The sequence below is a fragment of the Echinicola strongylocentroti genome (assembly GCF_003260975.1).
Lineage (GTDB): Bacteria > Bacteroidota > Bacteroidia > Cytophagales > Cyclobacteriaceae > Echinicola > Echinicola strongylocentroti.
Map to the genome: position 1 here is coordinate 3,972,641 of NZ_CP030041.1, position 26,254 is coordinate 3,998,894.

Sequence of the window (26,254 nt, forward strand, 5' to 3'; positions counted from 1 at the left end):
GATTGGTAGCATTGACAATTTTGAAGGATGGCTGCCAATAGTATAATGTCTTTTGTCTTGTCTCCTGCTTACCCCCAAGATGCAGGGATTTTTTGGCCTCTCATTTCTTTCCATTTAAGGCTAGCGTCCTCTTCGTCGGCATTGACAAAGTGTTTGAATTTGGCCCGGAGTTCAGGGCTGTTGACCACTTCTTTCCATTCACACGCATAGGTGTCGATCATAAAGGCCATTTCTTTTTCCAGTTCGTCTCCGATGCCCAGCGAGTCGTTCACGACCACATCCCGGACATAGTCCATTCCGCCTTCGAGCTTGTTGAGCCAAGTGGCTGTTCGGGTTAGCGGCTCTGCGGTGCGGATATAAAACATCAGGAAACGGTCGATGTACCTCAGGCACGTTTCTCGATCCACGTCATTGATGAGGAGCTGGGCGTGTTGTGGTTTGGAGCCTCCGTTTCCACAGATATAGAGGTTCCAGCCTTTTTCGGTGGCGATGATACCGAAGTCCTTGCTTTGGGCCTCGGCACATTCCCGGATACATCCAGATACGGCGCCTTTCAGTTTATGGGGAGAACGAAGGCCACGATACCGCTCCTCTACCTCAATGGCAAAAGAGACCGAATCCTGCACCCCGTACCGGCACCAAGTGCTTCCTACGCAGCTTTTGACTGTCCGGAGGGATTTACCGTAAGCGTGGCCACTTTCGAAGCCTGCGTTGATCAGTTCTTCCCAGATATCGGGGAGTTGGTCGACTCTGGCACCAAACAAATCGATGCGTTGGCCACCAGTTATTTTGGTGTAGAGATGGTACCTTTTGGCTACATCTCCGAGTACGATGAGTTTTTCAGGGGTGATTTCACCTCCGGGGATTCTAGGGACTACCGAGTAGGTGCCGCCTTTCTGGATATTGGCCAGGTAGCGGTCGTTGGTGTCCTGGATGGTGTCCTGCTTGGTGATCAGCTCATTCCATGTGCTGGCAAGGATAGAGGCGACTGCAGGTTTGCACACCTCACAGCCGTCTCCTTGTCCAAACTGATCTAAGAGTTCATTGTAGGTTTTGATGCCTTTCACCTTTACGATGTCCAGCAGTTCTTGGCGGCTGTAGTCAAAATGCTCACAAATGACATTTTTGACTGCTTTGCCCATGGATTTTAGCTGGTGTTTCAGCAGGTCATTGACCATTGGCATACATCCGCCGCAGCCTGTTCCTGCTTTGGTGCAGGACTTGATTTCGTCTACTTTGGTGACACCGTCGTTTTCGATCAAGCTGCAGATCGCTCCTTTAGTGACATTCTCACAGGAACAAACTTGCGCTTCTTCGGGGAGGCTTTCCACGCCAGCACCGGCTGCTTCTTTGCCGCCCCTGGCACCGAGGATCAGGTCTTCAGGCTCGGGAGGAAGCGGCATTTTATTTTGGGTCATTTGCAGCAGGATGTTATAAGCCGAAGCATCGCCGACAAGGATGCCGCCAAGCAGGCGTTTCCCGTCCATGGATACATTGATGCGCTTATAGATTCCGCTGTTTTTGTTTTCGTATACAATAGGTTTGGAAGGTTCGAGTTCACCGAATGGATCCCCAAAACTTCCTACATCTACTCCTATCAGTTTTAGTTTGGTGGACATGTCAAAGCCCATAAAAGGCTTCACTTCTGTATTGGTCAGTTGATTGACCACTTGAGTGGCCATTTCATAGCCTGGTGCTACCAGCCCATACACCATGTTTTGGTAAGAAGCCGCTTCGCCAATGGCGAATATGTCCGTGTCGTCCGTTTGCAAAAACTCATTGACCACGATTCCTCCCCGTGGGGCAGTGGTCAGTCCCGAGTCCTTGGCCAGTTCATCTCTTGGCTTGATACCGGCGGAGATGATCAGCATTTCGGTAGTAAGGTTGGTATTGTCAGCGAAGCTCATTCCGGTAATTTTGCCATTACCGGTGATTTTCTTGGTGTTTTTGCTCAGGTGAATCTTGATGCCCAGTTCTTCCAGTTTGGACTGTAAGGTGGCAGAGCCTGCACTGTCCAGCTGACGGGGCATTAGTCTCGGCGCAAATTCAATCACGTGTGCTTCCAGTTCCATGTCAATTACCGCCTTGGCTGCCTCCAAACCTAATAGGCCTCCGCCGATGACAGCAGCGGATTTTACCTTTTTGGAATAGTCGATGATGGCATCGAGGTCTTCCAAGGTTCTATAGACAAAGACACCTTTCTTATCCACACCGTCGATAGGAGGGACAAATGCCCCAGATCCAGTGGCTAAAATCAACTTATCATAGTCGTAGTCGTGGCCGGTGTGAGTAATGACCTTTTTGGCATCCCGGTCGATCTTCACAATCATCTCGTTGGTGTGTAAGTCGACGTTGTTTTCATCATACCAAGATCGAGGTGCCATCATCAGGTCATCTGCTGTAGATCCCGAAAAATAAGCACTTAGGTGTACCCTGTCATATGCCGGCCATGGTTCCTCCCCAAAGACCGTGATCTCAAAATCTCCTCCGGTAGCCTGTGCACGAAGTTTTTCACAAAACTTGTAGCCTACCATTCCATTACCGATTACTACTATCTTTGTCATATGATTGTTGGTTTTAGGTTTGGCTTCTTCTAAGTAGTTTGACTGATTTACTGACTAATTACAGCGGCTAAGTTATAAATTAATTTTTATAATACGTAAAAATACGTAAATAATTACTTAAATTTGTTTCAGTAACTAAGTATAAACACGCTATGACTACTATAAATAAGAAGCTTTCGATCGTAGGTGCCGGTCCAGGAGATCCCGAATTGATTACCTTAAAGGGCGTTAAGGCGCTCGAGTCGGCCGATGTAGTATTATATGACGCATTGGCCAATGAGGCCTTATTGGCACATGTTCCGGAAACAACGATCAAGGTGTTTGTGGGTAAGCGTGCAGGAATGCATTACCGCCAGCAGCGGGAAATCAACCGCATGATCGTCAATTACGCAGAAACTTGTGGGCATGTAGTTCGGCTAAAAGGCGGTGATCCCTACGTATTCGGGCGTGGACACGAGGAGTTGGAGTATGCCGCAGAGCATGGAATACCCACTGACTACGTACCCGGCATAAGTAGTGCGATGGCAGTACCCGGTTTGGGAGGAATACCGCTGACCAAGCGAGGTGTCAACGAGAGCTTTTGGGTGGTGACGGGCACGCTGAAGGACCATTCTACGGCCAAGGATTTGCGCTTTGCTGCGCAATCTTCTGCTACAGCCATTATTCTGATGGGCATGAAGAAGTTGCCTGAAATCGTGGCACTGTTTGAGCAATATCGTGGTGCCGGAGAGGCCGTGGCGATCATTCAGGATGGCAGTAAGGAAACAGAGCGATCCATCGTGGGGGACCTTGGAAGCGTATTGGCCTTGCAGCAAAAAGAACAACTTACCGCTCCTGCTATTATTGTCATCGGCGAGGTGGTGAAGGAAAAAGGCAAGGAGTTAGGGCGTTTTTTGGCGGAGAAAACATTGGCAGAATAGCAATGTTTAGAGAAAAGAGCCAAGAGCAAAGAATAAAGAGGTATTGAACTTGAGATATGAGAAGTGAGACTTGAGGCAAAGGGGAAAACGAAAGCGGTTGTACCTAGTGCTGTGCCCCGGTACGATGAGCATTGAGGTTCTACCTCAATTTTCCGATATGACAGAGCTTAACCCTCATTATAAATTCATCTGGGTTGTCGGGTTGTGCTGGGTCTCTGCCCCAGCACGAAAAAGGCTTGAGTCTCTGACTCAATTGGGTCGTTTTGAATCGCTTCTTGTATGAGTTTCTGCTATAGGAAGTTGAGTCTTACAAAAACCATTTCGTCATCTTTGTTGTCCAATATCCAAAGTGTTCCATCTTTGGCAAAATAATGGGAAATAGTACGGTTGATTTCAGGAATCAGTGCTTCACTGATCATGTTGAATTCATCATCAAAGATGCTGAGGTAAGCATCGATACTTTTGATTTCGGGAAAACTACTTTCCCGTTCTGATGTTGTTTTAAATTCAGTTTGGAAAGAAAAACGGTAGTAGCGGTCGTTTTCTTGATCATAGACCAACGGGCCAAACCGGATTTGTTCGTTCATTTTTTCGAAGACTTCGAATAGCTCTTCTGTAGTAGCGAACTTGTGGGGAAGATCGGTGCTGACTTCGTTTGGCGTTAGGTGGCTCTCGTAATCCACTTCGAGAATTTGATTGGCAGCACTGTCAAACCGGTAAATTTCATTGGTGAATTGATGGGAAAGGACTGGGGTGTTGTTTAGGATAGAAAAATAAATGATCGGGGGCATGTATGTATAATCCTCAGAGGACAGCGCGTAACTTTTGATTTTTTTCTGAGGGTCAATATCAAACCTACTGACCATCTTGGTGTTTAGGTCAAAGAGAGCTAGTTCGGCTTTATGATTGACATTTAACCCCTCCTCCGTGACCAAAGAGAGTAACTTGGTTTTGTCTATAAGTAAATTTTGCCTACAAACCTCAACATCTTGGAGGACCTCTCCATTCCAATCATGTGCGGTAAGGTTGATGGTTTGCAGCACTTTTCCATTTAGGTCAAAAATTTTTTGTTTGAAAAAACCATTTGATATCAGCAGTTGGCCGTCCTTCATAAACTGAAAGCTGCTCATACTGTTTCCTGTCCCCTCTGGGCCTTCTTTTTGAAAGGGTGTTTTACTGACCAACTCCAGCTTGTTAAGATTGACTTTCTCCAAGTGATTGTCAAAATGGTTGAAATTGTATAGAAACTGCTGGTCGGCGGTAATGCCTGAATTATTTAAGTTGCGATCGACATCCAAAATCTCTCCTTTGGCATCGATGCTTACGGTGTCCATGGAGTAAGTGATGGCATCGGAGTGGATCGCGTCATTTTCCTTTTGCTGGCAGGCACCTATAAGGAAGGACAATAGCCAAAAGTATGTTTTTTTCATGCTAAAAAGATGGAAGTTTTGATTGTAAGTTTAAAATAAGTTGTTTCTATTGAAGGGAAAAGCCATTTAGGGAAATTTAACGAATAAATTAGTTTTTCAACATTGATCCTTAGCTATTCCTGATGCCTGCCAGAGCTTGTCGAAGGATGTTATCAAGGATTCCCGCAGTGGGTGAGTTGCCATAGCTATTCCGATGAAAGGCCACTAAGAGCCTTTTAACCTGAGTTCGATTATAAAACCGTTTCCGTACAGTGGTCGGAACATGCACTGCGAGGCTTAGAGGTAGGCCTGAGCGGGTGGAAGCCGTGGCAGCTCGCCGCGGCGAGTTGCCACACCCTTTTCCAACCCACATCCTCCTAAAAAGAGTTCGCAACGCTTTTAATGCTAAAAATAAGTCGAGCTCAGGTTTTTAAATAAGTCAAAGCCATTTGTAAACAGGGCAGTGCAAATGGCGCGATTGCCCCTTGGCTTGGTGATTTTTCAATCACCAGCTCTTCCAACTCTCCCAAAATCCTCCTAAATTGGCTCATAAGACCAAAAAAAATCAAAAGAAATGGCTGAAGACCGATTTGAAAAGACCATTGCGTCGTTTGATGCGATCAATGCGGAGGATCCTCATATGGAAATGGTGGATGGAAGGGAAGTGCCCAAAGAGCTGGTGTATGGACACAGGATGACAGGGATGTTGTTGGATTTTGACCCGCAGGCATCAGAAACGTTGCGTTTGGCCGCTAGGTGCCAGCACATCAAGCGATGGGAGATTCCCAGGGAAGATTACCCCATGGATAGAAAAGGCTACCTGATGTGGCGGACGAAGCTGAAAAAATTTCATGGTGAACTGGCGGGACAACTCATGAAGGAGCATGGTTATGCTGATGAGGATATTCAAAAAGTGGATGACCTTCTTAATAAACGAAGGCTAAAAACAGATCCTGAGACGCAGGCCTTAGAGGATGTAGTGTGTTTGGTCTTTTTGAAATATTATTTTGATGACTTTATCGCCAAGCATCGTGATGAGGAAGAAAAGCTTGTGGACATCGTCCAGAAAACCTGGAAAAAAATGTCCGAAAAAGGCCACAAAGCAGCGCTTGCCATGGAGCATTCAGGTGAGGCTTTAGGCATTGTGCAGAAGGCACTGGCGTAAGTTGGGCCTGGGCATGAAGAAGTAGTCTCACCAGTAAATTTATTGCGTAATAGGAATAATGTAGCAGGAGTGAGACTGTTTCTTCGTTCCGTTGGGACCTATATCATTTGCCAAAGAGGCTGTCGGGCAAGTGTTTTCCATTTATGGACTTTTAATTGTACCTAACAATACGCTTACTGACCGTTCATGGGTAGTGCTTTATTGCTTGATTGCCTTGAGTTTATAAGGAGATAAGGCCTTGGGGTGGAGCTAATGTGATGGGGTTTGTTTTCGTTTCCAACGCATAATTTTCGGTTTTTTGATGAACGGTTGGAGGGTTTTGAGGTGATTATTGACAGGTTTTGGGTGGTGGTATGATATTATGTTTGCCCATTTATATAATATGTTGATCGTTTAAATCAAAATAGTTGATTGATTTGGTGTTTTTTGATATAATTAGGATAAATGATTGTGATACGTGGGTTTGTTGTTTGTTTGTTATGTAAAAACGAAAGTTTTTCAACAATCCGGAATAGATTCACGTTACTTTTTAGAGAAGACAATACTTAAAATAACCGAATGTAGTGAAAGAGACGATCAATAAATTAATGAAGGGGCAATTGTCCCCCATAGGCGCAGTAATACTATCGGTGCTGGTGTTGGGCATTGCGGTGATTCCAATAGGTGATTTTCACTGGAGCTTGGCATTTCTTGGAAAGATGCATCCACTGTTGGTGCATTTGCCGATAGGGATATTTATGGCCTTGATTGCCTTGGAGATTGCCAATCTGTTTATTCCAGAACGAACACTTAGACCCGCATGTGGCGCGCTCTTGTGGCTGACAGTAATTACTGCTATTCCCACACTAGTAGTTGGCGCCCTGTTGGCGGGTACCGGTGGATATGGCAGCAATGTACTGGTGGTGCACAAGTGGCTGGGTGTCGCTACGGCATTGCTTAGCATATGGCTTTTGGCTCTTCGTGGGTACCTTCAAGACCATGACAAGTCACCGGTTCCCTATTATAGTATCTTGGCCATGACCACCATTATTTTGGGGGCTACAGGCCATTACGGAGGTTCGCTGACACATGGCTCAGGCTTCTTGACCGAAGACCTGCCCGATGAAGTACGCGCTTTTTTAGGGGATGATCCTTATGGAATGGAAGGGCTGGCAACGATGGAAAACGATGAAATCGACAAGACGCTTAGCCAGTTTGAATATACGAAAGACATTAACCCGATCACGGCAAGTTACTGTGAGAGCTGTCATGGAGAAGATGAACAAAAAGGAGGACTCCGACTGGATGATATAGATCCCGACATGGTCAAAGGCCATGATGCAGAGACTTGGCGCGCTATGCTCGACATGGTGAATTCTGGAGAGATGCCCCGAAGGAGGAGAAGCAGCTTTCAGATGAGGAACGAAGGGTGTTGGTGGATTGGATCACGGCATCTATCCAGCGGGCGGTAGCGCTTCGGAAGGCCGATCAAGAGCCAGTTATCCGGAGATTGACCAAGGACCAATATTCCAATACACTGACCGACCTGTTAAAAGTAGATGTGCAGTTTGGGAATGTGCTTCCTGATGATGCGAAATCAGAAATGGGTTTTACCAACAATGGACAGGTGCTTGGAGTTTCACCTCTTCACGTGGATTATTATAAAAAAATAGCCAGAAGTGCCATGGACAAGGCCATTGCACCAGAGAAAAAACCGACGGCTACACGGTATAAGATTACCTTTGGCAAAGGAATCGGTAAAGGAAAAACAGCGGCCATGATCGGTGGCTATCAGAGTGCACCGATTAACTCTGAAGACTTTATCGTAGAGATTTTGGACGAAAATGGCCGCCCTATAATGCCAAAGGATAGCGTAGAAAAGGCACAATTGGACGAGGTCAAGAGGAATATTGGAGTAGGAATGCGAGGATCCAACGCTGATCGCTACCAAGTAGTGGATGAGGGGATCATGCTTTATTCTGCTGTGCCACATAAAGAAGTCACCCCCAAATCCTGGCAGGGACCCTCACCTAACTTGAAACTTCTGTTCAGGAGGAATTTTCCCGAAGAAGGTGATTTTGTCTTCAGGGTAAAGGCTTCTAGGGGATACCAGTGGAGTGGTCAAAAAGAAGGGTTGATAGGCCTACGAAATGACCAGCCAGCGGATAAACTTAACGAAACCATCCTACTAGATCCTAAAAAAGGCAGGGATCTTCAGAATATGTCCATTCAAGGACAGTGGATGAAGCCTAATGAGCTTACAGAGAATTCCTCCGCTACGTTTGCATTCGAAGCACCACGTGACGGGTATTACCAAATAGATTTTGAACACCCTTATGTGGGGGCTGAAGGAATGCCGTCTGCGGAACTACAGATAGACAAGCACAAGCTGCAGGAGCGATTCCATTTTGATGAGAAGTTTAAGGAGCATTCTTCCATGACCACCCCGCTGACCTTGGCTTATCTAAAAGCGGGCAAACATCGACTAAAGATAGGAGGGAAGTTTTTTACTGGATTTAGTAAGGTTATCGTGACTCCTTTTCCTGAAGACCACCCCGTGGCTCAGCAACTTGGTGCCGAGGCCGAAAAAAGCCGTGCCAAATATGACAAGGACCTTCCTGTGATCAGGACCTTTGCCGGAGAAAGGACGGATGATGGTATGGATTACCAGACCTTTGATACATACAGGAATGTAAGTAATGAAACAGGGAAATGGCAGGATTTTACCTTTAAGGGACGCTTGGAGAACCTGCCAATTCCGGTGATTGATACCGTAGAAACTGAGATTTTGGCCAATATAATGATCTTGGGATTGTGGAATGATTACCTAGTAAAAGACAATGAAGACTCTGGCCCACCCTTGCTTATCAAGGAGCTGGAGTTTGAAGCACCTTATTATCCACAGTGGCCTCCGGCAAGTCATGAAGCGATTTTCTTTGATTCGCCCAAGAAAGATGACAAAGCAGCTTATACCGAAGAAATCCTCGAAAGCTTCCTGACAAGGGCTTACCGTCGACCAGTGGAAGATGAGGAGTTAAGGCCATACTTGGAGTTTTGGGAAAGCATAAGAGGTGACTATCCACGGTATGAAGACGGGGTCAAAGAAGTGTTGGTGGCGGCACTGTGTTCTCCTAATTTCCTATATCTCGCCGAGCCGGAAAAAGAAACAGAGGAGGAAGATAGAGAGTACTTCCTTGCTTCGAGGCTTTCCTATTTTCTCTGGAATGCCGCACCTGATGAAGAGTTGATGGAGCTGGCGGAGGAAGAGGACTTGCACAAGGACCGGTACCTGAAGAAGCAGGTAAACAGAATGATAGATGATGACCGCATCTGGAACATGGTAAGGCGGTTCTCGAACGAATGGCTGCGAGTGGATCGCCACGAAGCCATGAGTACCAATGTGAGTGCCTATCCTGATTTTACACGTTTTGTGAAAAAGGATATGACGGAAGAGACTTATCACTTTATGCACTATGTGCTTCAGCAGGACCTGAGCATCATGAACCTGATAGAGTCGGATTTTGCGATGCTCAACCAAAATCTAGCGGAGTTTTATGGCGTGGAAGGAGTGAAAGGAAATCAGTTTAGACCCGTTTCTGTTACCCCGGACATGCACCGTGGGGGCTTGTTGTCCCAAGGAGCATTTCTAAACGGGCACTCAGATGGCAGTCAAGCCCATGCAATAAAAAGGGCCGTTTGGGTCAGGGGCAAAATACTGGGTGATGAGCCACCGCCACCGCCACCAAATGTCCCGGCACTAGATCCAGAGACGCCTGGATTCGAAGAACTGACATTAAAAGAACAGTTGTTTGTCCATAGGGATAAGGCAGCATGTATGGATTGTCATAAAAAAATCGATCCGTATGGTATCGCCTTCGAAAACTATAACGCCGTGGGGCGCTTTGAGACGGTAGCTTCCAACGGAAATGAAATTGATGCCAAGTCGGAATTGCCTAACGGAGAGGTAGTTGATGGAATTGGCGAAATTAAATCGTATATTCTAAACATGAAGCAGGATACATTTACCCGCTCTTTGGTAAAACATATGTTTTCTTACGGTTTGGGCAGAGATGTAACCTTCGTGGATGAAAGAGAGATAGAAAAGATTGTAAGTAAAGTTCGGGACGATAATTATAGTTTCCGATCAGTGGTGGAAAACATCGTGATGAGTGACTCGTTTAAGGGCGAGTTTTGATTTACGGTGGATTGCGGACCACTGCTTACCTAACACATAACCTAATAGCCTAAATTTAATAACCAATAACCAAAAAATCATGGGAAAGAAATCATGGGAACTCGATAGAAGGACTTTTTTGAAAGGTCTGGGTGTAGCTTGTATGTTGCCTTATATGGAGGCAATGGGAGGCCCAATGCGTAAACTGGGCTCCTTGAGCGAAGCACCTAAGCGACTTTGCTTTGTGTACTTTCCCAATGGGGTAGGGCTTCCGCCAGCATCTAACCCCAATCATGAACTATGGAATTGGTTTCCAATGGGAACGGGAGCAGATTATAAGTTCACCAATACCCTTTCACCTTTGGAGCGACATCGAAAGGAGATCACTGTCATGGGAGGGCTAAGCCATCCCAAAAGCCGACATTTATTGGGCCACTTGGCGGGGGACACTTGGTTGACCGGAGGAGATCTACGTGGCAGTCAATATAACAACAGTATTTCTGTGGACCAAGTAGCCGTGCAGCATCTTGCCAAGCATACGCGGTATCCGTATTTGGCACTTTCATCAGATGGGGGGATTGGGTATAAATCGAGGGTTTCTACCCTTTCGTTTGATCCAAATGGCCGACCGATCCCGTCCGAGCATCGGCATAGGGAGATTTTTGAGCGGTATTTTGCACCGGGAGGTGGAGAGACTTCACAGTTAAGGAAGAAGAGCCTACAGCAGGAGCAAAAGATCGTAGATTTGGTCTTGGAAGATAGCAAGCGACTTGAGAAGAGATTAGGTAAAAATGACCAGATGAAGCTGGATGAATACATGACCTCGCTCAATTCGGTGGAGGAGCAGATCAAGCGAAACGAAAAATGGCTGAACGTCCCGATGAAGGAATTTAGTGCCGATCATATCAACCTGAATCCCAATGCTTCTGTAGATCCGGATAGCTATATCAAATCGTCTTTTGACCTGATGGTATTGGGGATGCAGACGGACATTACCCGGGTCATGACCTATATGATGGCACGTGAAGACGGGATGGGCTTTGGTGAAAATTACCCAAAACTAGCACTAGGGTTAAACAAAGGGCATCATGCGATCAGTCACGACAAGTCCAAGAACCACTGGCAGGAGTGGGGAAGCTATGACCAGTGGCTGGCCAAGCAATATGCTTACTTCCTCGACAAAATGAAAACTACCGAGGATGAATACGGCCCGCTTTTGGACAATACCTTAGTGCTTTATGGAAGTGCTTGTAGTAGTACCCATGATGCCATTAATTATCCATTGGTGCTGGCGGGCGGTAAGAATATGGGCGTCAAGCACGGGACTTATACTGATTTTAAAGAAGAATACCCCATGTCCAATTTGTTTGTCAGCATGCTAAATACGATGGGGATCCCCGTGGAGCGTTTTTCAGATAGCACGGGCAAGCTTAATTCCGATATTTTCGGGTAAAGTTTAGGAGAGGCAATACTGAATATTATAGGGTAGTAGTAAGGAGGGCATCCCATCGAATGCAGCCATTATTGTGGCTACTTCAGATGGGATTTCTCATTAGATTTTCAGTAACTTACAGATGTTAGCCTGACGGCTATGGGCTAGGCCGCCAGGCAGGCTCACTATCTGCGGCGGCGGAAGCCTCAATCTCCAAACAGCCAGATTTTATTGCAGTTTCAAACTTTCCCGATAGCCGGGTTGGGCGATAACGATTCCTATCGTATAAACCGGACAATGTCGTTTATTTAGTGTGTACCTGGAAATATTGGTAGTATTATTTTTCTTGCTAAATTCCAAGATAGTTTTCATCTCTATACCTTTGTCACTTTTTTGCTTCAGGTCAAAAAAGTAACCAAAAAACCCCGCCGCTGTGCATCTAATGGCCTAAAATTAAAACCTTCCTCATGCAGGCAAACTTTTTCTATCTAAAAGCTAGGTAGGCCTATCTAGCAGTGAGATAGACAAGCCTGTCTTCTTGCCTACCCGCGTTTTAATTTCTTAACTAAACGACATGCATATTCCGGGTTAAAATATCTTATGTATATCTGCAATGACACCAGTAATCACAGAAATAGTAAATAGGTGCTCACAGAAACCGCTGAAATTTCAGAAAAGCCTTATTTCATTCTGAGTATTCTGTGCGTTCTGTGAGAAATAAAATCTACTGGCAAGAAAGCGTATAATCAAAAAAGATTTTTTTTCAATTCGGTATCAGGGTGAATTTCCTCTTAGGTGTCTTTTTTTTACTAAAGCCAATTATCCCATGCATAAAAGTGCATCAGAATAATGGCTATTGATCAATAGATAACTTAAAAAAAAACGATGAAACTTAACACAATTTATTCAGCACTCATCGCGGCAGTGTTGTTTTGCTCCTGTACAGATAATAACCTGTGCATTAAAGGAGATGGGGAGGTAAAAGAGTACGACCTCGAAGTAGGTGAATTTGATGAAGTATCCCTTAGCGGTCCGATAGATTTAACGATCGTCCAGGGAGAAGTGCAGTCATTAAAGGTTCTTGCAGAAAGCCAATTGATGGAGGCATTGGAATATGATGTGCGAGGAGGAGAGCTTATGATAGGCTTCAGGGATAAGGTCAAATGCCTAAAAAGTACAAAAGGTGTCCGCGTAATAGCCACCGTTCCGGATATTCATAAAATCAGCATCGATGGAGACAGTGAAATCAATAATGTTGGCAATCTAGCGCTGACAGACTTGACCATTGAGTGTCACGGAGACGCTGAAGTGGTGCTTTTTGGTACGGTGGACCGTCAGTTTTTTGTGGTAGATGGAAAGATCGAGGTGGAGAATTTTGGACTCGTATCGGCAGAGACTACCATTGAAGTAAACGGTAAAGGGGAGTTTGAAGTCAACTGCACTGAAGTCATGTATATCGATGTCAATGGCAAAGCAGATGTGGACTACAAGGGCCACCCCAGGGTGTATCAAGATGTCAATGGCTTGCTGGACCTTGATGATGCCAATTAACCATGAATACGAAGTCCTTTACCAGCATTCACTAGCTACGTCATTCTGACGAAAGGAGCAATCGCTTACATAAAATGGAGCCCCCTTCTCATGTCGGAGTGATAATGGAAGAGAAAGTGTGATTTATAGAATACCTATATTATAAAAGCGATTTCGCTTTCAGTGAATAGAGGGGATGATTTTGAGAAAAATCATTCAAAAAAGTGCATGACTGCGATTTTTTCATGGGACTTATTATCTTTGGTTTTATGAAAGTACTTGTTATTGATATAGGAGGCTCAAACATCAAGATATTGGCTACCGGAGCGGATGATCGGATCAAGATCCCCTCCGGTAGTGATTTTTCTCCAGAAGAAATGATCCCATTGGTGAAAAAGCATGCCTCGGACTGGGAATATGATCATGTGTCGATTGGTTTTCCGGGGATAGTTAAGAACAGCGATATACTTACAGAACCAGTCAACTTGGGGCATGGCTGGGAAACTTATGACTTTGAAGCCGCTTTTGGTTGTCCCATCAAGATTATTAATGATGCGGCTATGCAAGCCTTGGGAAGCTATGAAGGCAAGAAAATGCTTTTTATGGGATTAGGGACAGGCTTGGGGACTGCAATGATCGTCAACAACGTCGTCATTCCTATGGAGGCGGCTCATCTGCCTTACCGTAAGGCTACCTTTGAAGCCTACTTGGGTAAAGCCTACTTTTTCAAACATGGCGCAAAAAAATGGGAGAAACATGTACATAACGCAGTAGATTACTTCTTCCGAGCCTTCCAGCCTGATGAAATTGTACTTGGCGGCGGTAACTCCAAAGAACTGCAGATGGTGCCAGATGGCTGCCGTTTAGGATCAAATAAACATGCCTTTAAGGGTGGTTTTAGACTCTGGGAAGAGGATTTTAGGGTGTAGCCATTTACCTGTCTTTTTAGTAAACATGATGAATAATCAGGGTTGGAGAAAAATCTTGGCATTCCCTGTAACTACCCAAGTGTTTTTTTTCGGTTTTTGGCATGGTGTAGAAGTGTTTTGATACCATCAAGTTTAACTATTTTACCAACCATGCTTTGTCAAGTTGCAAGTCCAACTTGGTGGTAAAAATGACTTGCTTACTTGTAAGGTAGTAAGTGGTTTTTTTAACCTGTTTTTAGAATAAAATACTGTAAAATAGTATTAATGTAGTGATCCTTTATTGGGTTTGATCAAAAAACGGAAGTAGTGTATTGGTAAGTGGGGAAATGTCTTATTATTGAATTGGTGTCAATTTTTAAGATGATTTCACCATGAAGAAACTACTACCTTTTGATTGTTATTACTACAGCTTTATTTTTCAGTTAATAGCTAGAGTATCCCTTGCCCAAGGTTTGCGGGGGCTCTCATCCGTATTTTTGATTTTCAAGTCAAAGAATCAATTTGAAACATTTTCAAATAAAGACAAAAGGCCAGACCGACCAGAAGGTAATCGCCCAACATCGCAGCTTATCAGTGCGCTAGTCTTGTTTGGACTTTTTTTTACATTGGCCTATTCAGCCAGCGGGCAAAACTCTACTCTAGGAAAAGAGTTTTGGGTAGGATTTATGGAGAATGATTTTACTGAGGCAGCCGTTCTTGTTATTACTGCTGATGAGGAAGCGTCAGGAGCGATAGCGTATTTAGGACAAACCGCTCATTTTGATCTCCAAAAAGGAGAACAATATGTGCTGAAAATAAAACCTTATGAGGCGAATGTAATACATTACACGTCAGAAGAAATAGAAAATAAAGGGGTTTACATTACCTCGAGCGGTAGAGTAGCGGTTCATGCATTCAATGAACAACGATATTCGGCAGATGGAACAGTGGTTTTGCCAGTAAAGACGTTAGGAAAGGAATACTTTGTCACATCTTATTACGAGGAAGGATATGGCCCAGGTACTTTGCTGCTAGTAGCCGTGGAAGATGATACCAAGGTAGAGATCACCACCCCGGTAAATACCTTTAATGGAAAGCAAGCAAATACGCCTTTTTCCATTACGCTAGATCGTGGGCAAAGTTATCAGATCAAGGGATTTGGAGACCTGACAGGTGCCTACGTGAAAGTCTTGGGAGATGAGGTGGGAGCCTGTGGAAAGATTGCGGTCTTTGGAGGGAATTTGTGTACGACCATTGGTGACTGTCCGGCCTGTGACCATCTTTTTCAGCAGACTTACCCCATTAGCACTTGGGGTACCAGTTATATCCATGTAGGGCTGAAGGGGAGAACATCGGGTGAATTGGTTAGGGTGTTGGCATCCGAGGACGGAACAAAAGTCATCGTGGCGGGAGAAAATAAAGGAGAAATAGGACGAGGAGAATCTATGACGTTCGATTTGGAGCCGGATCAATCATGCAAAATAGAGACTTCTAAACCCTCATCTGTCACAGTTTTTTCCAAGGGGGCGTTTTGCAATAGCATGGAGGATGAGGAGTTGTACCATAACGGGGATCCATTTATGATCACCTACAGCCCGAGTGACCAATTTTTGAAGGATTTGGTGTTCAATTCCATGAAGTTGCCTGTCATTGAAAATCATTATGTTAATATTGTCGTAAAGTCAGGGACTCAGGGGCAGACGAAGTTGGATGGAAATTCGATTAGTGGTGAGTTTTCTCCACTATCGGGAGATGGTGATTTTCAGATAGCAAGGGTGCGCGTAGCAGAGGGAGCCCATCATCTGGAAAATCCAGAAGGGTTTGCAGCGTATGCGTATGGATTTGGGCGGACGGAATCCTACGGTTATGCAGCAGGTGCCGCATTGGACAATTTGAACTTGGATTTCTCCTCTAGTTATGAATTTGATGTTATTGGCGAAAAAGTGCCTTGCCTGAACCAAGAAGGAGCTTGGCAGGCCGATATTTCGGATCCTTTGTATAATTACATCGTATGGGATTTTGGTGATGGTACTGAATTGCAATATGGTCATGAGGTCACCCATACCTTTTCAGAACCTGGAAAGTACATCGTCAGTGTGACGGCATCCAAAAGCCCTAATTCTTGCAATGACATTGAAGAGGCTTCCTTGGAAGTAGTCGTTTTGGAATCAAAAGCTACGCTTGATGGAGAGGCAAATGTCTGTCCAGATGTAAAGGAAATCATGTATCGGTTAACTGACAAGGAGCACATTGCCCAGGGGGAATTTGAGGCCATTGGAGGAGAAATCGTAGAGAACTATGGTGATTCGGTTTTGGTAAAGTGGGGCCAAGAAGATCCCAATGCAAAGCTTGTTTTTATGCCGTTTTCTGATAATGGCTGCCCCGGAGAGCAGATAGAACTGGAAATAATAGTAGATCAGGGTTTGAGGGCTTTTCAGCCGATTGGTCCAGAAGTGGTGTGTTTTGACCTCAATTTCTCCCAAGTTTACTCAGCTGATCCCATAATACCGGGAAGGACATACGAATGGGAGGTTATGGAAGGGATAATATCCTCTGGACAGGGGACAGGTCAAGTGGAGGTATTATGGGATAAATCAGGAATAGAAGGTGCGATAGGTTACAAGGTTTTCAGTGATTCAAATAAGGTCTGCTCGGGAAATTCACCTATTGTAAAGGTGAAAGTAACCGATGAACTGGCCAGCTCTCATGTGACGAATGTGACTTGTTTTGGAGAATCATCAGGAAAAATCGAATTGGAAATTTTGGGAGGTACGCCTCCTTATCGCTATGAGTGGCAGCATGACCTTTCACTAAATAGAGCGGTAGCGGACAACCTTCCAGTAGGTACCTATTCGGTAACGATCACAGATAATTTAGGTTGTAGCCAGTTGGTCAAAGGGGTTGAAGTCGAAGAGCCTACCTTGCTTGAGATCGATGAACTGGAGGCATCACCTACAACTTGTCTAGGACGAGAAGATGGTATGGTTCGGATATCCATAAAAGGAGGGGTCTCGCCCTATCGGCTTAGCCATAATGGCCTTCGGGATTTTGAAGAAGAAATCGCCCTTTATGATTTGGCCAAAGGTTCTTATAGCATTGAGGTTTTTGACCAGAACGGCTGTGTGGTCACAGTGGATTTTGAGATTACTTCACCGCCATTCATCGAAGCGGATGTGAGACTGGTCAAGCCTGCCTGCCCAGGGGAGCAAAATGGAGCATTAGTGGTGGATACGGAAGGAATTATTGGCGCCCAAAATTTTCATTGGTTGAATAATGGACAGACGACTGCTTTGGCTATGGATCTGGAGAAGGGAGTGTATGAAGTAGAGTTTAGGGATGTCTACAATTGCATTTATGTGGGCAAGGGAGAGGTGGAGGAAAATGCTCCTGAGCTCCGGATGCCTACGGGATTTGATCCAAGGCAAGTGCCAGGAGTTTACGCGGGGGTGTCCAATTGTGAAGTTGACTTTGATTTATGGATTTATAACCGATGGGGGGAGTTGGTGTATTTTGGGGATACAGGTTGGGATGGTACGGTGAATGGGGAAAGAGCACCTGTGGGCTCTTATGCCTATACATTGAGGTACTATATGCCCTTGAGGGGACAGATCATGTAATCGATAAAAAGGGTGCTTTTATGCTCGTCCGCTAAGCTTTGTCACTTTTGATAATCCTCCGGTGATTTTGGGTTGGGGAAATTATCGCTTTCGTCTTCATCGGGACGTTTGTGTAGGCATTGAAAATCCTTTTCGATAAGAAGGATGTTTTCATGCGTCTTCCCTTGATGTTGGACATGTCTGATGCTGATCTCGTCTGTGGAGGCCCAGTCAAGAGCCAGTTCCTCAGGGAGTATGACTTTTAAGTGACCATCTTCAAAAAATGCTTCAACATCATCTGTCGAAGCGTCCAGTATCAGACTGTATTGCATGCCCATTTCAGAACTGCCCAGATAGAGGTGCTCGGTAACTGAATTGCCAGATGCGACTTCCTGTACTTCAGATTGGCTAAGCCGTAATCGAATGGAATTGTTATTGATGCGCAGTTTCATAAACCAGTTTTAGTTATGGATAAGTTTGAACGCCGACTTTGGGCTTTCGCAGACCGAACAACAATAGCTGCTTGGGAGTTTCAAGAAAGAAGTACCGGCTGGCACTTCTGCTTCTTCGTCACCATATTTTTCGTCATAAATGGTCAGGCAATTGGAGCACTGGTACTTTCTGTGTGGACGTTGGGATTTTTCTTTTTCCACTTCCCCGCTTTCTTCTTGGCTTTTTTGTGCTTCCAGCTGATCATAATATTTATAGCTGAGCTCGATCAGTAGCGGCGGAATGGTATCCAAGGGTACCTTTTTGGCATAATAGAAATATTCCGAGAGATTGGGGTTAAAATCCTTGGAGTACTGGATGTTAAAGGTGTCTGGTTCGGATTCCTTTTCTTTTTTGGCTTTTTCGATCGCCACGGAAGTGAATAAGGCCATGTGCTTGGTCTTGACCGAAAAGCTCAGCCCGTAAGTGCTGATGTCCTGCTTGTCCAGTGCCCTGACCAGGTAATTTTTAATGTCCAAAGCTTCTTCATCAAGAACAGGAAGATGCCAGTTGAGCTCTAGGGAACTGTGCCGGATATTGATACCAAACTTGCCCAATAATTTTTCCCAGCTCAATCGGTCTTTTTCAGCAATCCCCCTGACAATGATCGATTTCCAGGGTGTAAGTGAGATTTTTCCTATGTTGGTATCAATGCACAGCTGACAAAGTGCCTTGAGGAAGTTGATGGTGAACTTGTTGTTTCGCCAGTAGAGCCCCAGCCAGTATTTTCCACCTACGATACGGTTCATTCCTTCATAGTAAGGGGAAGTGGCTTCCGGGTAGTCTAGTTCTTGCTCAACAGGGCTGGTGTTGGGGGCGGTGATGCTTTTGGCTTTTTCATAGATTTCCGGATATTTCAATCCACTTTTTACAGGGTTGATTTCTTCGATGACCTTGGCCATTCGTGCGAGATCGTATCCGTAGATAAGGTCGGGCGCACACCACGGCTTGGCATCGATTTCCGAAAACCTAAGGTACAAGTACCAATAATTGTCAAAAGAAGAAGCAACAAAGTTGATATTACCAGTAAATAACGGCACTAAACTCTGTACGGGATCAGTGATATTGATCTTTAACTTGGGCAGGTAGTCAAAGGTGTCCAAGATGTAGTGGTAAGTATGGGAAGCCAGCCAGTGGGTGGTAGGCATCACATCCAAGGCTGTATAAGACGTCACGATGTTATGGAATTCTTCTCCATCGGTATCGTAAGCCGTATTAATGGCATTGAAGGTTTCTTCCAATGTCTTCAGGTTTTTGTCCTTTACGGGAAAAAGAAGGTCCTGCCTGGAGCCCAAGTGGATATAGTTGGTGCCAAGTTCATTGGCCGTGTTGATGGTCTTCAGGAAATCACCAGGTGAGATAATGCCACCTTTTACAAATACCCTTACTAAGTCCGCTTTTTGCATTTTCTGATTACTTTATGCTATTGTAAAGTTAAGGTTTTAAAAGGAAAGATCGTCCCTATGGCGTCTAGCATTTACCTGATATAGGGAGATAGAGCACATTGGGAGATTGGTTTTAAGTATGGGCAGAAGTGGACATGATGAACAATAGTGGTTGTTTTTCAAAGGTTCCACATAGTCCGTTCATCATGCCAATTGCCTGCTTATGCCTTGACCAGTGTCGGTAGTGCTGATTCCAGGATACTCTTTACTTCTGGTTTGCAACTTCCACAGCCCAGGCCTGCGCCAGTCTGCTGACAAAGCTGCCTGAATTCATGGCAGCCACCTTGAATGGCTTTGGAGATATTGCCCGTGCCCACATTGCCACAGGAGCAGACCATTTCTCCGATCATTTCCTCTTTATTGGAGTTGCCCCTGAGTAGTTCTTGTCGTTTTTTGGATAATTCCGTCCTTTCTTCGATGAGGCTCTTGAATTCCGCAAACTCGGATTTGTCTCCCATCAGAATGGCGCCCACCAATCGGTCCTGGTGGACGATGCATTTTTTATAATACGTCTGAGCGGTATCGATCAAGAGGATTTCTTCATACCCTTCGCCATTGGCAGGGACTTCAGGGATCCCTATGGAGCAAAGGTCCAGGTCGGCAAATTTCAGGATGTTCATCGGAATGGATCCTTTGTACAGGCTGAGGAGATCACCCGTGATGAAGCGTGCCGCAATATCGGCCTGCATTTCCGCCGCAGCAGTGATACCGTTCAGCTTGCCCTTGTGTTCGGCGATTTCGCCCATGGCAAAGATGGAAGGATCGCTGGTCTGCAGGTAGTCGTTGACCTTAATGCCCCGGCCACAGCTTAGCCCGACAGATTTGGCCAGCTCCATATTTGGCCTGGTACCGATAGCCAGTACCACAGCGTTGCAATGGATCTCCTGGCCACTTTTAAGGCGGACATTGACTTCCTTACTGCCTTCATGACTGTCCAAGTGTGCGATTTGGTTGTTCATATAGAGCTTGACGCCCATTTCTTCTATTCGCTCACGCAATAATGAACTGGCCATGGGGTCCAGCTGTCGCTCCATCAATCGGGATCCAAGCTGGACAATGGTCACACCGACATTGATTTCCCGAAGGGCTGCCGCCAATTCCAGCCCGAGTAGGCCTCCTCCGGCGATCAGTACATCACCTTCATAATTGAGGTATTCCTTGAGCTTGTCCGCATCATGACGGCTTCTCATGGTGAAGGTGCCCGGCAAATGCATCGGCATATCCGGTGGGATAAATGCCCTGCTGCCCGTCGCCAAGATCAACGTGTCGTAATGATGGACTCGTCCTTTTTCGTCTGTGACGGTTTTATTGGACCGGTCAATGGACTCAATGCCGTTTTCCACGTATAGTTGGATGTTCAGCTTTTCCATTTCCGATAGGGACTTGAACTTTAGCAAGTCTTCCCAAGCCTTGTGCCGGTTGACATAGTCGGGAAGCAGTACACGGTTATAGAAGGGGTACTTTTCCTTAGAAAATACGTGGATGTCATCTCCTTCATTAAATTCCCGGTACGTGTTGATAAAACGGTATGCCGCTGCTCCAGCGCCAACGATGACGATTTTTTGTCTTGGTTTGACATACTTGGCCACCTGAACAGTAGAAAACTTAAAGTCCGGCTGCTTCGATACCGGGTCAATGCCGTTTCCGGTCAGGTTGTTGGTGCGTGAAAAGTCATTTTGCAGGATTTTGCCCCAGTGCATCGGAAGGAATACGACACCTTTTTTGATCTTGTCCGTCACCTGTGCATGGACGCGTACTTCACCACGCTTACCGGAGATCAGCACCGTTTCGCCATCTTTGATGTTTCTGGAGACGGCATCTTCGGGGTGTATTTCGAGAAATGGACTGGGGATATGCTTGTTCAGCTTGGCCACTTTGCCAGTACGGGTCATGGTGTGCCATTGGTCGCGGATCCGGCCTGTGGTGAGGACCAATGGGTAATCGTCAGATGGGAGTTCTGTTTTGTTTTTTGGGCCGTTTGCAAGGATTTGAGCCCGGCCATTTGGAGTATAGAATTTTTTATCGGTAAAGAGTCGGACAGTTCCACCTTTTGTTTTATCAGTAAAAGGCCACTGGACGGTTCCGTTGGCTTTTAGGTAATCATAGTCCAAGCCAGAAATATCGATGTTGGTGCCTTTGGTCAGCTGGCAGTATTCTGCATAGACCTCCGCCATATTGGCAAAATCAAAGCCGCTATAATTCATTTTTTTGGCAAAGCGCAACAGGATTTCTGCGTCCGGCAATGCTTCTCCAGGAGCATCGGTAAACTTGTTGAGGTAACTGATGCGACGCTCAGAATTGGTCATGGTACCCTCTTTTTCGCCCCAGCCTGCAGCTGGAAGGACCAGGTCCGCATGTGGGATGGCCTCTGCTTTGGCAGAAATGTCCTGAACCACCACAAATTTTGCTTTTTTCATGGCTGCTTCTACACGGCGGGCGTCTGGCATGCTGACCAAAGGGTTGGTACAGATGATCCAGAGTGCCTTGATAGAGCCGTCTTCCAGTCCTTCAAAGATCTGGGTGGCTGTTTTTCCTGGTTGGTCGGGAAGGTGGTCCACTCCCCAGAAGTCAGCGACTTCCTGTCGGTGATCAGGATTGAGCAGGTTGCGGTGCGAGGCCAATAAGGTGGCCATTCCGCCTACTTCGCGGCCGCCCATAGCGTTGGGTTGGCCGGTAAGGCTAAAGGGACCCGAACCAGGCTTGCCTATGTGTCCTGTAATGAGGTTCAGGTCGATAAGTGCGAGGTTTTTATTGACTCCTTCTGCGCTTTGGTTGAGTCCCATGGCCCAGAGTGACAGGAATCCCTTGGCATCGCCTATGTAGGATGCTGCTAGCTTGATGTCCTCTACAGGGACTCCACAGGTAGCTGCGGCTGCTGCCAAGGAAGTTTCCATTACCAGTTCTTTATAGGCTTCGAAGCCGTCTGAATGGTTTTGGATAAAATCCATGTCAATGTCCCCGTTTTCGATCAAGCAACGGCCAATGGCCAAGTACAGGGTTTCGTCAGTGCCTGGATTTAGCTGCAGGTGAAGGTCTGCCAGTGAGCAGCTCTGCGTCACCCGTGGATCCACGACGATGATTTTAGTGTCGGGATTTTCTTCTTTGTGCTGTTCTACCCTTCTCCAGAGAATGGGGTGGCACCAAGCGGGGTTGGCGCCAGCCACCAAGAAGCAATCTGCTAATTCGATGTCTTCATAGGCAATGGGCACACTGTCCTCCCCCAATGTTTTGATATATCCCATCACTGCCGAGCTCATGCAAAGCCGGGAGTTGGTGTCGATATTATTGGTCTTTAGGTAGCCTTTGGTGAGCTTATTGACCAAGTAGTATTCTTCCGTAAGACACTGGCCGGAGACGTAGAAAGCTACAGAATCCGGTCCGTGTTTGTTGATAAGTGACTTGAAAACGGCAGCCGCACGATCAAGGCCCGTATCCCAGTCCACTCTTTCAAGTGGATGGGATTTGCCCCAGCGCATTTGTGGATACTGCAGTCGGTCAGATTTGTCTTCGACCACGTAATGCAGGTTCATGCCCTTAGAGCATAGCATGCCGCGGTTTACGGGGTGGTTGGGATCGCCTTCTACGGTGGTCCTTCCTTTATTGTCCTTGTTGACAATGATCCCGCAACCTACTCCGCAGTAAGAACAAGTACTTTTATAGCTTTCAGGTTTGGCCGTTGACATGGGGTAGAATGTTTAGCTTTAGCTTTTTACATATTCGGGCTGAAGATTTTTTTCAGATAAAGAAGCGTCCATCTCGGTTTTAGCTGCTTTTTCATCTTCAGAAGAAAATCTTACCAATAAGGATACTGCACTGATGGCCGTTACGGAGATCCCCAGGATGGTCAGGGCTTCTCCATACGAAATGCCCTCCATCTTAAACAGGAATCCGGCAAAAACAGCCCCGGCATTTCCGCCAGCACCTACGATACCAGAAATGGTTCCGATGGCTTTTTTATTGACAAATGGCACAACCGAGAAGGTGGCGCCTTCTGCCATCTGGACAAATAGGCTGAAAAGAATCATGGTGCCTATAGCAAGGGGCAATACCGTCATCTGCGCAAAGAGCGTCAGTGCAAGTCCTTCCACCAAAAGTACGGCTCCAAGGAATGCTACACGGCCTTTAAGTCCCCACTTGATGCCGGCTTTGTCGCCGAACATACCGCCCACAGAGCGGGCAAATAAGTTCATTACACCAAAAAGACCAGCTATCAAACCTGCCGTTTTGAGGTCCAGTTTGAAGAAATCGTGGTAATATATGGCCGCCACGTTGTTAATGGTCAGCTCAATGCCGAAGCAGGCACCATAGATCAGGAACAAGGCCCAAACACGGTGATCAGAAATGGCTGCTTTGAATGCACCTTGTCCGTCTGCTTTTTTCTTTTTCTTATAATCGAGGTCTGCTTTGCTCAAATCACTGATATTCCCTTCTGGGAAGTCAGTAGTCCATTTGTAATAAGCAATACCTGTGAAGATCATTGCAATCCCTGGTACCACCATCGCGTATCTCCAAGCTTGGGCGTCCAGGTATCCGAGCGATATAAAAAGACCAAAGATCAATGGCATGACCATCTGGGTCACACCACCGCCCATATTTCCCCAACCTGCGGATGTAGCATTGGCAGTGCCCACGCAATTGGGTGCAAACATCACGGATGTGTGGTACTGGGTGATGACAAAGGATGATCCTATCACCCCAATGGCCAATCTGAAAAGTAAAAAGGATTCATAACTGTTACTGAGTCCGATAAGCATCACTGGAATAGAGCCTAAGATCAAAAGGTAGGTGTAGGTGATTCTTGGCCCAATGCGGTCAACTAGCCAGCCGATCATAAGCCTGGCGATGACAGTGATCGATACCGAAGCGATGATGATGTTACCGATCTGTGACTTGGTCAGGTCCAGCTCATCACGTACTATGGTCATCAGTGGGGCTACACCGAACCAACCGAAAAAGCATAAAAAGAAGGCAAACCAAGAAAGGTGAAAGGCCCTCATTTGCGGAGTTTTAAAATCCAGCAATCTAATGGAAGTGGCTTTTTTTGCTGCTTGTTTCATGATATTATTGGTTAATCGTTGGACATCTGGTTTGAATAGCTTTTTGAAGTAAGTTTAAATGGAAACGGGAACCGGGCCGTTTGCTCGGAGTCCCGTTCCAAAGCAGAGAACTATTTATCTTTGAAAGACCGTAGATGGTCTAAAGGTGGTAGTAAACCAACCTTTGTTCTACTTAATAGCACTTCGGATGAAGTGTATGGTCGTCTTTATGGAAATCAGCATTTTTACGTAGTTATGGTTTGCTGAAAACTAAGTGGTTATTTGGGGCTAAAGTCCATGACTAATTCGCGCTATGTAAGAACTAAAGCACATAGAAAGGTATTAATGCGTATTCCTTTTACTCACTGAAATACCTTATCTATGTGTTTAGCTGCTAGTGGATTAATGTTTTAATGAACTACTAACAAGTGCTAAGGTAGGTAATAATTTTTAAAATACGTATAAGTACGTAAAAATATTTACGTAAAAAATTAATATTTACGTAATTTGACTGATTATTAGTTGTTTTTCAAACCGTGAAATATGTATATCCGCAATGATACCAGTAATCACAGGGGTATGAAATAGGTCCTCACAGAAACCACGGAAATCTCAGAATAGCGTTGTTTCATTCTGGGTTTTCTGTGCGTTCAGCGAGAAATAAAAACTACTGGCAAGAAAGCGTATAATCAAACCGTGAAATTACGTGTTTTGGTAGCAAGGAAATAGTACGGGACTAATCAGTAGTAGCGCAGGTGACCGATTCAATGGAGGGGGATTTGGAGGAGTTTTTTTATGCAAACGACATGATGGGCCAGGGAATAAACCTTAAATTGTGGGAGTGTTTTCCAACAATAGATAGATCAAAACAATGAACAAGGATACCTTGAGTTTTCTGTCGGCCTTAGCCGAAAATAACAGCAAAGAATGGATGGATGCCAATCGGGAATGGTATCAGGGTACCCGGAAAGGTTTTCTGGAAACGGTAGAAGCCTTATTGGAAGAGCTGAAAAAGGTGGAGCCAGGATTGGCAGGCCTTCGGCCAAAAGACTGTGTGTTCCGACAAAACCGTGATATCCGCTTCAGTGCCAACAAGGCTCCTTATAAAAACAATATGGGCGGCTATTTTTCTCCAGGTGGGAAAAAATCCGTTGGTCCAGGGTATTATCTGCATATACAGCCTGGCGAATCCTTTTTGGCTGGTGGTATCTGGATGCCTGCGGCGGAGGAACTGAAAAAAATAAGACAGGAGATTGACTATGCGGGAGAAGAGTTAAAAAACATCATTGGGCAGCCTGCATTCAAGTCTTCGTTTGGGGAGATCCATGGAGAACGGCTGAAAACCTCTCCACGGGATTATAGTACAGATCATCCACATATCGACCTGCTACGACTGAAGAGTTTTGTGGTAACCCATTCATTGACTGACGAGGAGGTGCTTTCCGATGGTTTGGTGGAGACTTGTCTTGGTTATTATTCCAAAATGGAGGATTTTCATGCATTCCTAGCCCGTGCAGTCGATGATGCCGAGAGTGGGGAAGGGATTATTTGAGATGTTAGATGTGAGTATTGAGTCTTGAGACATGAGTATTGAGGCTTTTGAGACA

Annotated in this window: 14 protein-coding genes and 1 pseudogene; 9 read left to right on the top strand and 6 right to left on the bottom strand. The window is 45.6% G+C overall.

Features of this window, described 5'->3' with window-relative positions:
• Window positions 1–68: 68 nt before the first annotated feature.
• Window positions 69–2,564 carry a nitrite reductase large subunit NirB gene (gene nirB, locus DN752_RS15485; RefSeq protein WP_112784787.1) on the bottom strand — a complete coding sequence of 832 codons (2,496 nt, stop codon included), beginning with the start codon at window positions 2,562–2,564 and terminating at the stop codon, window positions 69–71.
• Window positions 2,565–2,716: 152 nt separating this feature from the next.
• Between nirB and cobA the strand changes: the two genes are divergently transcribed.
• Complete coding sequence (gene cobA / locus DN752_RS15490) at window positions 2,717–3,484, top strand: uroporphyrinogen-III C-methyltransferase (protein WP_112784788.1); 768 nt, start codon at window positions 2,717–2,719, stop codon at window positions 3,482–3,484.
• A gap of 290 nt (window positions 3,485–3,774) precedes the next feature.
• On the opposite strand, the gene DN752_RS15495 is transcribed toward cobA, so the two are convergent.
• Window positions 3,775–4,914 (bottom strand): DUF4221 family protein, encoded by a 1,140-nt coding sequence (locus DN752_RS15495; protein WP_112784789.1) that lies wholly within the window; start codon window positions 4,912–4,914, stop codon window positions 3,775–3,777.
• A 553-nt stretch (window positions 4,915–5,467) separates the two neighbouring features.
• On the opposite strand from DN752_RS15495, the gene DN752_RS15500 reads away from it, so the two are divergent.
• The 7 genes and pseudogenes from DN752_RS15500 (at window position 5,468) to DN752_RS15525 (ending at window position 17,698) form a co-directional block, all read left to right on the top strand.
• On the top strand, window positions 5,468–6,058 hold the full coding sequence (locus DN752_RS15500) for a DUF4202 domain-containing protein (RefSeq protein ID WP_112784790.1): 591 nt from the start codon (window positions 5,468–5,470) through the stop codon (window positions 6,056–6,058).
• Between the two features lie 737 nt (window positions 6,059–6,795).
• Window positions 6,796–7,368: pseudogene (locus tag DN752_RS25360) on the top strand (DUF1592 domain-containing protein); the annotation flags it as partial.
• Between the two features lie 17 nt (window positions 7,369–7,385).
• Entirely contained in the window at window positions 7,386–10,232 is a 2,847-nt protein-coding gene (locus DN752_RS15505) for a DUF1592 domain-containing protein (protein ID WP_394337160.1), read from the top strand.
• A 79-nt stretch (window positions 10,233–10,311) separates the two neighbouring features.
• A complete protein-coding gene (locus tag DN752_RS15510; RefSeq protein ID WP_112784791.1) occupies window positions 10,312–11,664 on the top strand; it encodes a DUF1552 domain-containing protein in 1,353 nt (450 codons plus the stop codon).
• Window positions 11,665–12,528: 864 nt separating this feature from the next.
• Window positions 12,529–13,194, top strand: a complete 666-nt coding sequence (locus DN752_RS15515) for a GIN domain-containing protein (RefSeq protein ID WP_112784792.1) — start codon at window positions 12,529–12,531, stop codon at window positions 13,192–13,194.
• A 248-nt stretch (window positions 13,195–13,442) separates the two neighbouring features.
• Window positions 13,443–14,102: an ROK family protein gene (locus DN752_RS15520; RefSeq protein WP_112786575.1), complete on the top strand. Its 660-nt coding sequence runs from the start codon at window positions 13,443–13,445 to the stop codon at window positions 14,100–14,102.
• 371 nt (window positions 14,103–14,473) lie between these two features.
• Entirely contained in the window at window positions 14,474–17,698 is a 3,225-nt protein-coding gene (locus DN752_RS15525; RefSeq protein ID WP_112784793.1) for a PKD domain-containing protein, read from the top strand.
• 41 nt (window positions 17,699–17,739) lie between these two features.
• On the opposite strand, the gene DN752_RS15530 is transcribed toward DN752_RS15525, so the two are convergent.
• The 4 genes from DN752_RS15530 to DN752_RS15545 all read right to left on the bottom strand — a co-directional run bounded on the left by DN752_RS15530 (window position 17,740) and on the right by DN752_RS15545 (window position 24,668).
• A complete protein-coding gene (locus DN752_RS15530) occupies window positions 17,740–18,129 on the bottom strand; it encodes a DUF7009 family protein (RefSeq protein ID WP_112784794.1) in 390 nt (129 codons plus the stop codon).
• 9 nt (window positions 18,130–18,138) lie between these two features.
• Window positions 18,139–19,572 carry a rubredoxin gene (locus DN752_RS15535; RefSeq protein WP_112784795.1) on the bottom strand — a complete coding sequence of 478 codons (1,434 nt, stop codon included), beginning with the start codon at window positions 19,570–19,572 and terminating at the stop codon, window positions 18,139–18,141.
• 200 nt (window positions 19,573–19,772) lie between these two features.
• The gene (locus DN752_RS15540; RefSeq protein WP_112784796.1) at window positions 19,773–23,294 is read right to left on the bottom strand and encodes a nitrate reductase; all 3,522 of its coding nucleotides are present in this window, start codon (window positions 23,292–23,294) and stop codon (window positions 19,773–19,775) included.
• An 18-nt stretch (window positions 23,295–23,312) separates the two neighbouring features.
• Window positions 23,313–24,668, bottom strand: a complete 1,356-nt coding sequence (locus DN752_RS15545) for a NarK family nitrate/nitrite MFS transporter (protein WP_112784797.1) — start codon at window positions 24,666–24,668, stop codon at window positions 23,313–23,315.
• Window positions 24,669–25,518: 850 nt separating this feature from the next.
• Here DN752_RS15545 and DN752_RS15550 point away from each other — a divergent pair.
• Window positions 25,519–26,199: a DUF2461 domain-containing protein gene (locus DN752_RS15550; protein ID WP_112784798.1), complete on the top strand. Its 681-nt coding sequence runs from the start codon at window positions 25,519–25,521 to the stop codon at window positions 26,197–26,199.
• Window positions 26,200–26,254: the final 55 nt, after the last annotated feature.

Bases quoted from the DNA above. Each gene is read 5' to 3' on its own strand.
- DN752_RS15525 (WP_112784793.1), top strand. From the start codon at position 14,474: ATGAAGAAACTACTACCTTTTGATTGTTATTACTACAGCTTTATTTTT.
- DN752_RS15520 (WP_112786575.1), top strand. From the start codon at position 13,443: ATGAAAGTACTTGTTATTGATATAGGAGGCTCAAACATCAAGATATTG.
- DN752_RS15535 (WP_112784795.1), bottom strand. From the start codon at position 19,572: ATGCAAAAAGCGGACTTAGTAAGGGTATTTGTAAAAGGTGGCATTATC.
- DN752_RS15500 (WP_112784790.1), top strand. From the start codon at position 5,468: ATGGCTGAAGACCGATTTGAAAAGACCATTGCGTCGTTTGATGCGATC.
- DN752_RS15530 (WP_112784794.1), bottom strand. From the start codon at position 18,129: ATGAAACTGCGCATCAATAACAATTCCATTCGATTACGGCTTAGCCAA.
- DN752_RS15540 (WP_112784796.1), bottom strand. From the start codon at position 23,294: ATGTCAACGGCCAAACCTGAAAGCTATAAAAGTACTTGTTCTTACTGC.
- DN752_RS15510 (WP_112784791.1), top strand. From the start codon at position 10,312: ATGGGAAAGAAATCATGGGAACTCGATAGAAGGACTTTTTTGAAAGGT.
- DN752_RS15515 (WP_112784792.1), top strand. From the start codon at position 12,529: ATGAAACTTAACACAATTTATTCAGCACTCATCGCGGCAGTGTTGTTT.
- DN752_RS15545 (WP_112784797.1), bottom strand. From the start codon at position 24,668: ATGAAACAAGCAGCAAAAAAAGCCACTTCCATTAGATTGCTGGATTTT.
- nirB (WP_112784787.1), bottom strand. From the start codon at position 2,564: ATGACAAAGATAGTAGTAATCGGTAATGGAATGGTAGGCTACAAGTTT.
- cobA (WP_112784788.1), top strand. From the start codon at position 2,717: ATGACTACTATAAATAAGAAGCTTTCGATCGTAGGTGCCGGTCCAGGA.
- DN752_RS15495 (WP_112784789.1), bottom strand. From the start codon at position 4,914: ATGAAAAAAACATACTTTTGGCTATTGTCCTTCCTTATAGGTGCCTGC.
- DN752_RS15550 (WP_112784798.1), top strand. From the start codon at position 25,519: ATGAACAAGGATACCTTGAGTTTTCTGTCGGCCTTAGCCGAAAATAAC.